The sequence below is a fragment of the Paenarthrobacter sp. 10L412 genome (assembly GCF_056395565.1).
Genome location: NZ_JBFTJT010000005.1, coordinates 242,222 through 254,789 on the forward strand (window position 1 = coordinate 242,222; position 12,568 = coordinate 254,789).

The following is a 12,568-nucleotide window of genomic DNA, read 5'->3' on the forward strand; positions in this document are numbered from 1 at the left end:
CATCTCTTCCCTTCCTCGGTACCCCATCCTATGGCCCTCTTGCCAAATCAGGAACACCTGTTTATGTTTGGCGAAACCGAATCGCTCGGTTTCTTTTTGGGTGGCCTAGCGCACATCCAGTGAGACAGGTGTTCAGATCAATGAGGAGATGTACATGTCCGCTCTCGAACAGTACGAGATAACAGCCTGATGAAAATGCCAACCTTGTTTAAAAGCCACAGCCGACGCCGGAGGCTAACCGCCCTTGCCGTCGCAGCCGGCATAGCCGCCACAACTATCGCACCAGCCCTAGCGTCGTCGCCGCCCGCGCCCGCCGCCCAACCGGCGGGGCGCTCGGCCCTGGGTGAAGCCGCATACCAGCGGCCTCTCGGAGTCATTGGAAGCACCCCATGCAGCACTCACGATTGGCAACGCTGTGCAGGCGATGCCTCCGACCCCAATACCTCGCCGTTCCAGCTCGGCAACCCCATGGCTCAGCCCGGCCTCGGTATTCCGCTCGGTGGACTCGGAGCAGGCTCGTTCATGATCAACCAGGCCGGGACCTTCGGTCCGTGGAACATGGGCGGATCCACAAACACGAACTACGAGAAGCGCATCCTGCCCCAGGCCGCCATACACATTCGTGAACAGCAGCCAGGCCAAACCGCCACGACCAAGACGCTCGCCGTCAACAGCTCCGAGTTCGGGTCCGTCCTCCCTGCCTGGTCGACGTTGGACGCTGGGAGCGGGACATACAGCGCGCTCTACCCCTTCGGACGCATCGACTACGCCGACCCCGTGCCCGCCACATCCGTGTCAACAACTTTCTGGACACCCCTCGTGGCCGGCAACGACGAGTCCTCCTCCCAACCAGTCGCCTACTTCGATGTTGAACTCACGAACGAAACGAGCAAGCCGACGAACGTGTCGACCATGTTCACCTTCCCCAACGCTCCAGCTCACGTGGGCAGCACAGTACAGAACACCCCCAGCTCCGTTCCCAGTGTCCGCACGGGCTTCACCAGCCACGAGACCGAGGATCACCGCAACAAAATCACGGGTATCACGTTGGGGGCTTCCAGCCCCACCAACACCGCAGACTCGCAGAACAGCGAGTGGACCACTGCTGTGCGAAGCGAACCCGGACAGCGAGTCACATACGCAACGTCCTGGAACGCCGAAGGCGACGGCTCTGACATCTACACCCCGTTTAGTGCAACCGGCAGCCTCCCCAACGCTGCCCTCGACGGCAGCAACTCCGCCAGCGCCCTCGCAGTCGAGATGAACCTGCCGGCCCACAAAACGCAAACCGTTCGCTTCGTCCTGGCCTGGGACTTCCCACAGATCTCTTTCGGTACTGCGGGCGACACATCCTGGATGCGGCGCTACACCTCCTTCTACGGAGCGCGTGAAGACGCCCAGAACAACTACGTCCCGGGCAGCTATCCCGGCAACCAGGGCTTTGCCATCGCAGCGCGGAACCTAGCACGCGAGGACGAGGCAAAGGAAGCGGTGGAACGCTGGTGGAAGCCGGTGGCCTTCGATGACACGGTGTCGCCGGCGATCCGCATGGCAGCGCTGAACGAACTAAATCAGCTCACGTTCAACGGCTCCTTCTGGGAAGCGGGCCTCGTCTCCAGTCCACACCAGACCGACGTACCCCGGGTAGGCGCGGCGGTCCCTGGCACCCACCTGTTCCATACGCTCACGGGTGGTGGCTGGGCCGACGCCGGGGAGGTCGACGTCCAGGGTCAGATGGCGATAGCCCTGCGTGAGCTGTTTCCCTCCATCGAAGCCGACTCGGTCCGCGCGACGTCCGAGATGATTGCCCAAGACCCCAACGGCCGAGTGCCTGGAAGTCCGGGCTTCAACCCCCCGATCGACGGCTATATCTGGTGGCAGTTGAGCGCGCCGTGGCTGCTGTGGGAGAAATCTACCGGCTCAGCCGCACCCGAAGATACCTTCTTCGACCGTCCCGTTAAGTACCTCCTCCGCGCGTACGGCGCGTATCGAAGCTCAGGCAACGATTCGCTGCTGCGCGACACCTACCCGGCGATGGTGCGCGCATGGACGCACGACGCCCTACCCCGGATACCGCAGGGAGACACGCTTCCCACCGAGCCGGCCGTCTTCGCCAGCACTTATGACGTGATGGGGCAATCCGGCGGGGTGCACGGCGTTTACAACTCCGGCCTGTACATCCTGGCTACGGAGATCATGGCAGCCGCTACTCAGGACGCCAAACGGCTCGGTATCCCCGAAGCCTCGACGGTCGATGTCGACGCCCTCAATCACACGCGGGCCAGTTCCCAGGCTGCGTACGAGGCCGCCTTCTGGACCGGGAGCTACTACAAGTTCACCGACGCAGGCGAGAGATCCTCCGACGTCTTCGTCGACGTGCTGTGGCCTCAGCATGTGGCCGAGCAGCTCGGGCTGGCGGACATTAATCCGCCCGAACGTGTAGCCGCTCACCTGACCAACACCTTCGACCAGCTCACGCAGGTGAAGGACTCCACGGGGCACATGCTCGGAGCGCCGAACCTCGTGCCCATCGGCGGCAAACCCTACCCGTTCCTGCTCAACCGGCCTAGGGAACTCGGTTTCCAAGCCGCAGAGGTGTGGACTGGGACGAACTTCGAGGTCGCCGGAACGCTCATCCGGGAAGGCGGACGCCTTGGACGACCCGATCTGGTCGCCGATGGCAACGAGCTCGCGGAGGGTCTGGTGCACCAGATATACAGCCCCACTGCGGCCGCAGGTGGCGCCTACGCCTTCAACACCCCAGAGGCGTGGAACGGCTACGACACGACCACCTACCGGGCGGCCTACTACGTGCGAGCCCTAGCCGCCTGGGACACGTACGCATCGGCCCGCCGCCAGTGACACTGTAGACGAACGCGCGTGCATCAACTGAGGACGCAGGGTCAGATGGTGACCCTGCGTCCTCATCACGTCCGTGAGGCACGGTTCCGCCATCGGATGCAGTGTGACCGACGATTCCTCCCGCCAGTGCCGAACGGCCACTCGATGCCTTGGTTCGACCTACTTGAGGACAGCTGCGCACCTACGCGCACGCCCACGGTCGAGCCCGAGGGGGCTCGCCGAGTGGCGGCGTAGCTAGTGAAGCTGACAAGCCACCACTTCCCTTCCTCGGTATCCCGTCCTGTTGGCGTCTTGCCAAATCCAAAACACCTGTTTATATTTAGTGAAAAGTAAACGCATGATGTCTTTTCGGGTGGCGTAGCCCACACGCTGCGACTCAGGTGTTCAGATCAATGAGGAGATGCACATGTCCGCTGTCGAACAGCAGAAGTCAACAGCGCCACCGCTTTTAGGCGTCGGAATACTGGGAGCAGGCCCCGTGACGCAGGCAATTCACCTTCCCACCCTGGCAAGGCTCACCCAGACGTTCTTTGTGGCACATGTGATGGACGTGGACGAAGGCATTGCTGAATCAGTGGCCGGACGTGTAGGTGCACGCTTTTCCACCAGCGTCGAAGCGCTGCTGGCTGACCCTGAGGTCGAAGTAGTGGTGATCTGCAGCCCCCACCAGTTCCACGCCGAGCAAGTCATCGCCGCGTGCCGGGCCGGCAAGCGCGCGATCCTGTGTGAAAAGCCCTTTGCAATGAGCGGTGAAGAAGCGGCCCGAATCTCGGAAGTTTCTGCCGAGACCGGTGTGCCGATCATTGTGGGAGCGATGCACACTTTCGACCCGGGGTGGACAGCAGCGGTGGAAGCCTGGGGCGACCTGGCGGAGACAGCACACACCTTGCGGTCTTCAATTGTGTTGCCTCCAAATCCCCGATTTGAGGATTTCGCCACGGAGGTCGTTGCCCGTCCGGCCACTCCCCCGGCTCCTGACCTTCGCGATCCAGCCGTTTTGGAGGGCTCGATCCGCGGAGGAGTGATGGGTCTGGCGATCCACGATCTTCCGCTGGTGCGCCGCTTCGTCCCGACGTTCACCGATCTCGAGGTACTTCGTGCCGAGGCCCTGGAGCCCTTCGGCTACCTGATCGTCGTCCAGGCCGGTGGCCGGACCATTGATCTACAGGCAGTCATGTCCGACAGCTGGGAACCTGAATGGACCTTCGAGGCGATGAGTGACATGCAGTCCCTGAAGGTGACCTTCACACCCTCCTATGTGCAGGCCGGATCAGCCGTAGCCGAAATATCCGACGGCGAGAAGACTCAAGTCTTTGGCCCCTTTGACGCCAACGGTTACGAAGGGGAATGGCAGTTCCTTGCGCTCCTGGCACGGGGCGAAGCCAATCCTCCGAGCGCCGACGCTCTTATCCAGGACCTGCAATTTGCACTCGCAACAGCCGACGCGGCGGCGTCGGCAGCACTGAAACGACAAGAGGCCGCAGCATGAGAACTACATTCGACGTTCATGCGGACAACGGCGCCGCTCAGACTGGCGCGGTCGCAGCGGTCATTGCGTCCCTGCCCATGTCCCTCGCACCGGGACAGACGGATACGGCGGCGCTGCAGGGCGTGTCCGGCACGAACGGTTGGGCGCATCGAGCCGGCGAGACCATCGCCAAGGGTGCGGCCGGGGTCGCGGTGATCGCGCCGGAACCAGGCGACACGCAGTCCCTTGAACGACTGGCGGCCAGCAAGTCGGTACCCGTGGTGCTCGGCTTCCGCTGGGCTTCCAACCCTGCGGTAGCCCAGGCAGCGGAGGTCTACAAACTGGCAGCCCCTGACAGCGCCCTGGTTGAAGTAACTGCCTACATATGCAACAGCATTCCCATCGAGCAGGTGAGGGCCGAACTCCTGGTGCTGGCCGGGAGGCTTCTGGGACCCCTGGATGACGTTCGCACTCTCCGCACTAACAAAAATGGTTTCGCCGTTGCTGCCACTCTCACCGGCTCGGGGGCGCCCCTGACCATAGCGGCCGTAGTCTCAAACGCTTTGAACAACGACGTGCGTGTCCGGATGCTGACCAAGAACGGTTGCGTCGACCTCTCGATCCCGGCTCCTGACACCGCCCGCCCGGCAACGCTGAAGAGAACAGACCCGCAAGGTGCACTGACCTCTCCAACTATTTACGAGTCATCCCACCGCGCAACGTGGAAACGCTTGGCAGTCCTGGCTGCCAGCGGTTCCACTGCACCGGACCTTGCGGAATTCCGAACCGCGATCGCATATCCCTAGCAGATCCAATTCATCCATCTCAACGAAGAGCAAGGCCCGGGACACCAGGCCAGAAAAGGAAAGAACAATGACGAATCCCAACAGCACTACCGCCAAATCAGTCTCACGCCGCGGCTTCCTAGGACTCACGGCCGCGGTTGCCGCCGTACCGCTTCTTGCCGCTTGTACCGGAGGATCCTCCCAAGGCGGAGGTTCGGGCGCCGGTGGCACGGTAAAGTTCTGGGACATGCCATGGGGGCCGGCCTCGTACACGGAGGCAGCCAAGAAAATCACGGAATCGTATGCACCTGAAGGCGGAAAAGCCAAAGCGACCTATCAGCAAATCCCGTGGAACAACTACTACCAGACCTTCTCTTCGGCCATCGCGTCCAAGACGGGGCCGGCAGTATCCACCGGTGCCGGATTCCAGGCGTTCCAGTTCGAAGAGCAGAACCAGATCGCCTACGCCGACAAGGTCATCGAGGAACTGAAAAAGAACGGTATGTTCGATGACTTCCTTCCGGGCGTCCTCGAACCCTTTGAGTCCGACAAGGGCTATATCGCCGTCCCCTGGCAGCTGGACCCGCGTGTGTTCTGGTACCGCAAGTCACTGTTCGAGCAGGCAGGAACTGAACTTCCCAAGGACTGGCCCACACTGCTGGAAGCCGGCAAGAAACTCAAAACCATTGGGGCATTCGCCTTCGGAACTGGTGCCGGGGCCGGAAACAACATCGGAACCCAGTCCGTGGTCCAGATGTTGCTCAACAACGGCGGCGGCTTGTTTACCAAGGACGGCCAGCCGGATGCCCTCAATGACCGAAACGTCGAGGCCGTGGAGTTCATCCGCGAACTTGTGGCCAACGGCGTAGTGGACCCGGCCGCGGTGAGCTACAACGAGGACAGCCTCACCAGCCAGTGGAAGGACAAAAAGATCGCCTTCGGTCTCCACTCCCCTGGCCTTACCCAGCGCACCGGGGACACCACAGGTGACATCCTGGTCGCGAATCCGCTCGTTGGCCCGCACGGTGACAAAGCAACCCTCACGTACGGCAACAACATCATGATGTACAAGAACACGCCGTCGCAGGAGTCTTCGGAAGCATTCCTTGTCTACTACCTGGGCCAGCTGAAGGAACTGTGGAAGCAGGGCGTCGTGGGAGCGATGCCGGTGTTCAAATCCATCACGGAACTTCCCGAGTTCCAGAAGGATGCCAACAACGTCAAGATCATCAAAGACTGGCAGCCGATCTCCAAGTCGTTCAGCGCCCAAGGCACCAGGCTCTTCGCCGCCCTGGCAGCTGTTGAAGGTGGCCAGTTCCTCGGCCAGTTCACCCAGACGGTGCTCGGCGGCAAGACCGATGCGAAGACCGCACTGCGGGACCTGCAATCCGGCATCGAATCAGTTATGAAAAAGTAAGGCTAAAACGTGACCTCATCCACCGCCCGCATCGGCCTGGGCCGAGCCCGCCGGGGCGTAGCCCCCGGCGGGCCAGGCACGCCGGGAAACCGCAAGGGCAAGCTCAGTACCCAGACCCGCCGCACCTTCTTTTGGCTGTTGTTGCCCTCGGTGGTGCTGCTGGTACTCATCTATGCCTATCCCCTCATCTATGCCGGAGTGCAAGCCACCCATGACGGTTCCCTGATCGAGACCGGCAAGTTCATCGGGGGGGAAAACTTCGCAAGCGTGCTCACATCCGGGGCGTTCTGGAAGGCCGCCCGATTCACCGTGCTGTTCACTGTCGTGGGAGTGTTCGGCTCCTGGCTTGTCGGAATGGGACTGGCCCTGTTGTTGCGTACCAAGATCCCGGCAAACGGAGTCTTTAAGGTGCTGCTGCTCCTGCCTTGGGTCGTACCGATCGTAGTCTCCGCGGCGGCCTGGAACTGGCTGGTGGCGACGCCCGACAGTCCCGTGCCTGCGCTGTTCCGCAGCCTCGGCATGGGTAGCCCCTTGTTTCTGGCCGACCCTACCTTGGCCGCCGTTACCGTCATGATCTTCAAGGTGTGGGTCAGTTTCCCGTTCATGATGATGATGACATCCTCGGCCCTGGCCTCCGTGGACACTTCGGTCTACGAAGCTGCCAGCATGGATGGCGCCAGCCGGTGGCAGCAGTTCAGCCAGGTCACGCTCCCGCTGATCTCCCGCTCGACCTACATCAGCTGGATCCTCATGACGATCTTTTGTGTCAATGACTTTCCCACCATTTACCTGCTGACCGGCGGAGGTCCCGTCGATGCGACTACTTCTCTCGTGGTTCTGGCTTACCGCACCGTTTTTCAGAACTTCCAGACGGGCCCGGGCGTGGCCATCGCCTTCCTCATGACTCTCACCCTCGTCGTGGTGTCGGTCATTCTTTACCGCCAGATCCGAAAGTCGAGCGTCGAATAATGAATGCAGTACTGCATACAACCGCGGAGGCTGGCCGGCTTCCGCGGGCCACAAGCAAACCCCCTGTGCTTCCTGAAGCCGGTATGCGCGGGCGCTGGTGGAGGTTCGCCCTGATCCTTGCCATCACCGCGATCGTCCTGATCCCAATCATGGTCACGATGGTTCTCTCATTGACACCAGGACGGACAAGTACCGCCACAGGCCTTACCCTGGAGAACTTCGGCTACATCTTCTCCCAAACGCTCGCCACCACCTGGCTGCAGAACAGCCTGGTCACCGCCTTGGCGACGGTCGTCGTATCAGTAGCCGTGGCAGCACCGGCCGGCTATGTCCTCTCCCGCGGCAGGAGCAAGGCAGTCTCCGGCTACTCGCTGCTCCTGTTTGTGATGCAGTCCCTGCCGATCATCACCTCAGTAGTACCGCTGTTCATCCTGTTCGCCGGGATGGGGCTGGTGGACAACCTTCTGGGCCTGACCATCATCTATGTGGGGTCCACGATGACCGTGGCGACGTGGATGATGGCCGCCTACTTCGACTCCATTCCGATGAGCCTGGAGGAAGCAGCCTGGATCGATGGCTGCTCGGTCTTCGGCTCCTTTGCCAAGGTCGTGCTGCGCAACTCCCTGCCAGGAGTCCTCTCCACAGCGATCTTTTCCTTCCTGCTCGCCTGGAACGACTACCTCGTGGCCATCGTGTTCCTTCGATCAACCGAGATCATCACCCTGCCACTGGGTGTCCAGTCATTTTTCCAGCAGAACCTCACCGACTGGAGTTCAGTCATGGCCCTCGCCGTCGTGATGATGGTCCCGCCAATAATCGTCTTCGCCACCCTGAACAGATACTTCAGCGTCGGCGGTATCGGCGGTTCCCTCGCCGGACGCTGACACACGCGACAAGACTCGACGCACAAAATCGTCAAAGGAAAACATGTCCTACTCTCTCCAGCTCTACACGCTTCGCAATTCCCTCCAGGAAGACTTACCAGGCACCATCAGGAAAGTGGCCGCTATTGGATTCAAGAAAGTGGAACCGTACAACTTCGTGGCCACCGTCAAAGAGCTCAGCGCCGCGTTGAAGGAAAACGGCCTCACCGCTCCTTCCGGCCACGCCCCGCTTTTAAGCCAGGACCAGGATGAGATCTTCGCCGCGGCGAAGGAACTTGGCATCACCACAGTTATCGATCCGTTCCTGCCGGCAGAACACTGGCAGGACCCAGAAAGCATTCAGGCCACAGCGGAGAAACTTAACGCTGCGGCCCGGAAAGGGGCCGAGTATGGCATCCGCGTTGGATACCACAACCATGCCTGGGAACTGGAGAGCACGATCGAGGGCAACACCGCCCTCGAGTACTTCGCCAGCAAGCTGCAGCCCGAAGTTGTCCTGGAAATCGATACGTATTGGGCGGCCGTGGCCGGGCAAAACGCCGCAGATCTACTGACCCGCCTCGGTGACCGGGTGAAGTTCATCCATATCAAGGACGGCCCGATCAGTACCGATACCACGGCCCAGCTGCCTGCCGGCGAGGGAGCAATGGACGTCCCGGACATCCTCCGGGCAGCCACATCACTGGAAACAGGTGTAGTGGAATTTGATGACTACACCGGGGACCTTTTCGAGGGCATCAGCAGGTCCCTGGCATACCTGTCCAGCGTCGAAGAACTGAGCGGATAACCGCCACTCCCCCCGGCAGGCCTCCCACACCTAGGCCCGCATATGGCCAGAGAACCGTTTAGAAGCAACTCAATACATTCTCGGCCCCGATGAGCCCCCGATGGCCAGATACGCGTTCACGGGCCGTACGCAGTCCAGCCTCCGGCACGCCACAGTGTGAGTTACTTCGATGCCCGGCAATAGAGCAGAAACCTTGGTGGGACTCCTCAGCGAAGATTAAGGATCTGCTTTGCCTGATTCCCAGCCAAGAACACCCTTCGTGACTGTCTCCTGGAGGCCTGCCGACGACTGGACAACACTCAAAGGCCAAGACATTGAAATTTTTGAAAATGGAGGCTGATTGACCGCGGCCGGGTGGATGACGTGACGATCGATGGATTCGTGTTGTGGCTGATGCAGGAAGGAGCGTCGAGCAGGTGGATTAAAGAAAATTTGCCGGGAACCTTTATCCGCCTCGCCTCGTAAAGACGTGCTCGTTTCGAACGTCGTTCATGCCCGTGCTGAAGTCCAGATATTCAGAGTTCCGGCACAAGCTTTGCGTATCTGCCCAAACCCTCCCAGATGCCACAGGGAGCTTCATGGGCCCGCATTTACGAAGGATTAGCCGGCCGGACCGTACAGCGTTCCTGCGCCAGCGCCTAAGAGAGGAATAGACCCATGACGGACAGCAACGTCCACACCGAGAACCGACAACTCCAGGGGCCGCACGGGGACATCCCGGTCCGCATCTACACGCCATCGATATCCCGCCCCGAGCCGGTCGGCTTGGTGTGGTGCCACGGCGGATCGTACATCTACGGCGACCTCGACATGGCCGAGAGCGATTGGGTCGCCACCAGCCTGGCCGAGGCCGGGATCTCCGTCGTCGCCGTGGACTACCGACTCGCCCCGGCCCCTCAGTGGGCACTGGACCTCGGCGCCGAACCGGGCGCCGGTAACTCCTACTACCCCGTAGCAATCAACGAGATGGAGGCTGTTCTCGCTTGGGCAAACACAGAACTACATTCGCAGAGTCCCGCCGGCTGGGCGCTGGGTGGAGCAAGCGCAGGGGGAACACTCACAGCAGGATTGACTCTGCGCCTGCGCGATCAGGGCCTCGCCATGCCCTCTAGGCTGCTGCTCGTCTACCCGCTGCTGCACCCGCAGTTGCCGCAGTTCAGCAACGAACTGGCGGCCAAGCTTGCCGCAACCACCCCGGCCCCTGGCATCCCCCTCACAGCGGAAGGCGTCCAAGGGCTGACGCTGAACTATGTGAACGGAGACCCCCAGCAGTTGGACGACCCTTATGCATTCCCCGGTGGGCATGATCTATCCGGCTTTCCACCCACGTTCATCCTCAATTCCGACGTGGACACCATCCGCGCATCCGGCGACGCCTTTGCCGCCGAACTCGCCAGCGCCGGCGTCGACATGTTAACCGTCAGGGAACACGGAACAGAGCACGGACATCTCAACGAACCGACGACAGTCGGTGCCCAGCGGAGCATCCACCGCATGGCTGAGTGGCTCGCCTCACCATGGGCCAACGGTCGAGCTGCCGATAGCTCGTCGGCGAGCACGGAAGCGTCAGTGCGGTGACAACCCCGTGTCCCCTCGCAAACCCTCGCTGAGAAGCAAATCCCGGTTCAGGCCCGTCCTCGAGATCAGTCATCCTATGACCCCTCGCCAGGAATTACCGTCACCAATGCGGTCCTCGGCATTCGCTGTCTGAGATCTGTTCGTCTTTCCCCTGCCATCTTGTTCACCAGCCCAGGAGGGCACATGTCCCACTACGCCAATCGGCTGCCCACCAACGAGGACGGCTTCCTCACACGCAGCGACCTGCCCGGTCATTCACCGCTCTCGCTGTCCGTTCAGGTCACGACAGAGGACGACACACAGAGCCGGGACCGGAAAATCAGCGAAGCCGTCGACGAACTGATACCTGCCGCGTTCGAACACAGACACGGCATCCTCGTCATTCAACAAGACATCGACATGTATACCGTCCAAGTCGATCCGAGCGTGCCCTGCGGCACCATCCATGAAAAGCGCCACTGAAACAAACCACCTCGGCACCGACCACGGCACACACGGTCGCCTTGCCGATCCCCCCACGCCTCCACGCATCGAAAGGAAGTCATTTTGGACGAGAAGTCACACAAGAACACGCCGCTGCCCGGTACGGACATTGGAAGCACCATGCTCTCTGGCGATTCCTATCAAAACCGCTTCGGCCCCGCTGAAGTCCCCCTCGAAATCGGTCATACGTTTGGGGTGGCGATGATCGGCTATGCCTTCATGGGAAAGGCCCACTCCAACGCGTGGCGCAACGCGGCCAGTTTCTTCGACGTCCCGGCCTTCGAACAGAAGGTCCTTGTGGGGCGGGACGCCGATGCCGTCGCTGAAGCAGCGGCCAAGTACGGCTGGGCTGAATCAGCCACCGACTGGCGAACGGTGATCACCCGCGATGACATCGACGTCGTGGACATCTGCGCCCCGGGCTACATGCATGCCGAAATCGCCATCGCCGCCCTCCAAGCCGGCAAACACGTCCTGGTGGAAAAGCCCTTGGCCAACACCCTGGACGAGGCGGAGCTCATGACCGCGGCCGCAGCGAAAGCCCGTGCCCGCGGCATCCAGTCCATGATCGGGTTCAACTACCGGCGGGTCCCCGCCCTGGCGCTGGCCCGTGAACTCATAGCCGAAGGCAGGCTCGGCACCATCCGCCACGTCCGGGCCGCATACCTGCAGGACTGGCTCGCCGACGCCCAGTCCCCCATGAGCTGGCGGCTCCGCAAGGAAACCGCGGGCTCAGGAGCGCTGGGTGACATCGCTTCCCACGCCATCGACCAGATCCAGTACCTGACCGGGCAGACGGTCCTTGAGTCGTCAGGGATGCTCAAGACCTTCGTTGACCAGCGTCCCGGCCCGGACGGCCCCGAAGAGGTCACAGTCGATGACGCAGTGTGGGCAACATTTTGGCTCACCGGTGACATGGGGGCCTCCGTCGAAGCATCCAGGGTCGCCACGGGCCAGAAAAACAGCCTCCAGATCGAGGTCTATGGCACTGCGGGGTCTCTCACATTCGATTTGGAGAACCTCAACGAACTGCAGTTCCTCGATGCCACCGTCCCCGTACGGGAACAGGGCTTCCGCCGGATCCTCGTCAACGAGCCTGAGCACCCCTACATGGGTGCGTGGTGGCCGCAGGGTCACATCATCGGCTGGGAACACACCTTCACGCACCAGATCCGGGACTTCCTCCTGGCTGTTCAGGCCGGGGAGGCGCCGTCGCCGTCGTTCGAAGAAGGCCTGCAGGTCCAACGCGTCTTGGCCGCTGTCGAAGAATCAGCCAACAACAAAAGCACCATCACCATGGTCACCGATAAAGCGTTCACCACTGAAGGAGCCTGA

Annotated in this window: 10 protein-coding genes; all 10 read left to right on the forward strand. The window is 61.4% G+C overall.

Going from position 1 to position 12,568, the window contains the following annotated elements; genetic code table 11:
- The first annotated feature begins 195 nt into the window (after positions 1–195).
- The 10 genes from AC1DD7_RS07775 (at position 196) to AC1DD7_RS07820 (ending at position 12,568) form a co-directional block, all read left to right on the forward strand.
- Positions 196–2,862 (forward strand): GH116 family glycosyl-hydrolase, encoded by a 2,667-nt coding sequence (locus AC1DD7_RS07775; protein ID WP_477514490.1) that lies wholly within the window; start codon positions 196–198, stop codon positions 2,860–2,862.
- Positions 2,863–3,268: 406 nt separating this feature from the next.
- A complete protein-coding gene (locus AC1DD7_RS07780; protein WP_477514491.1) occupies positions 3,269–4,351 on the forward strand; it encodes a Gfo/Idh/MocA family protein in 1,083 nt (360 codons plus the stop codon).
- Complete coding sequence (locus tag AC1DD7_RS07785) at positions 4,348–5,136, forward strand: hypothetical protein (RefSeq protein WP_477514492.1); 789 nt, start codon at positions 4,348–4,350, stop codon at positions 5,134–5,136. Before AC1DD7_RS07780 ends, AC1DD7_RS07785 begins: the two co-directional genes overlap by 4 nt.
- Before the next feature lie 67 nt (positions 5,137–5,203).
- Complete coding sequence (locus tag AC1DD7_RS07790) at positions 5,204–6,532, forward strand: ABC transporter substrate-binding protein (RefSeq protein WP_477514493.1); 1,329 nt, start codon at positions 5,204–5,206, stop codon at positions 6,530–6,532.
- 9 nt (positions 6,533–6,541) lie between these two features.
- Positions 6,542–7,501: a carbohydrate ABC transporter permease gene (locus tag AC1DD7_RS07795; protein ID WP_477514494.1), complete on the forward strand. Its 960-nt coding sequence runs from the start codon at positions 6,542–6,544 to the stop codon at positions 7,499–7,501.
- Positions 7,501–8,385, forward strand: a complete 885-nt coding sequence (locus tag AC1DD7_RS07800; RefSeq protein ID WP_477514495.1) for a carbohydrate ABC transporter permease — start codon at positions 7,501–7,503, stop codon at positions 8,383–8,385. Before AC1DD7_RS07795 ends, AC1DD7_RS07800 begins: the two co-directional genes overlap by 1 nt.
- Before the next feature lie 43 nt (positions 8,386–8,428).
- Positions 8,429–9,172 (forward strand): sugar phosphate isomerase/epimerase family protein, encoded by a 744-nt coding sequence (locus tag AC1DD7_RS07805; RefSeq protein WP_477514496.1) that lies wholly within the window; start codon positions 8,429–8,431, stop codon positions 9,170–9,172.
- Positions 9,173–9,829: 657 nt separating this feature from the next.
- On the forward strand, positions 9,830–10,750 hold the full coding sequence (locus AC1DD7_RS07810) for an alpha/beta hydrolase (RefSeq protein WP_477514497.1): 921 nt from the start codon (positions 9,830–9,832) through the stop codon (positions 10,748–10,750).
- 183 nt (positions 10,751–10,933) lie between these two features.
- Positions 10,934–11,212, forward strand: coding sequence for a hypothetical protein (locus AC1DD7_RS07815; protein ID WP_477514498.1), 279 nt, complete (start codon positions 10,934–10,936; stop codon positions 11,210–11,212).
- Positions 11,213–11,434: 222 nt separating this feature from the next.
- Positions 11,435–12,568: a Gfo/Idh/MocA family protein gene (locus tag AC1DD7_RS07820; RefSeq protein WP_477514536.1), complete on the forward strand. Its 1,134-nt coding sequence runs from the start codon at positions 11,435–11,437 to the stop codon at positions 12,566–12,568.

Excerpts from the sequence above, each read along its gene's own strand:
- AC1DD7_RS07780 (WP_477514491.1), top strand. The coding sequence starts at position 3,269 with ATGTCCGCTGTCGAACAGCAGAAGTCAACAGCGCCACCGCTTTTAGGC.
- AC1DD7_RS07800 (WP_477514495.1), top strand. The coding sequence starts at position 7,501 with ATGAATGCAGTACTGCATACAACCGCGGAGGCTGGCCGGCTTCCGCGG.
- AC1DD7_RS07820 (WP_477514536.1), top strand. The coding sequence starts at position 11,435 with ATGATCGGCTATGCCTTCATGGGAAAGGCCCACTCCAACGCGTGGCGC.
- AC1DD7_RS07805 (WP_477514496.1), top strand. The coding sequence starts at position 8,429 with ATGTCCTACTCTCTCCAGCTCTACACGCTTCGCAATTCCCTCCAGGAA.
- AC1DD7_RS07790 (WP_477514493.1), top strand. The coding sequence starts at position 5,204 with ATGACGAATCCCAACAGCACTACCGCCAAATCAGTCTCACGCCGCGGC.
- AC1DD7_RS07775 (WP_477514490.1), top strand. The coding sequence starts at position 196 with ATGCCAACCTTGTTTAAAAGCCACAGCCGACGCCGGAGGCTAACCGCC.
- AC1DD7_RS07810 (WP_477514497.1), top strand. The coding sequence starts at position 9,830 with ATGACGGACAGCAACGTCCACACCGAGAACCGACAACTCCAGGGGCCG.
- AC1DD7_RS07815 (WP_477514498.1), top strand. The coding sequence starts at position 10,934 with ATGTCCCACTACGCCAATCGGCTGCCCACCAACGAGGACGGCTTCCTC.
- AC1DD7_RS07785 (WP_477514492.1), top strand. The coding sequence starts at position 4,348 with ATGAGAACTACATTCGACGTTCATGCGGACAACGGCGCCGCTCAGACT.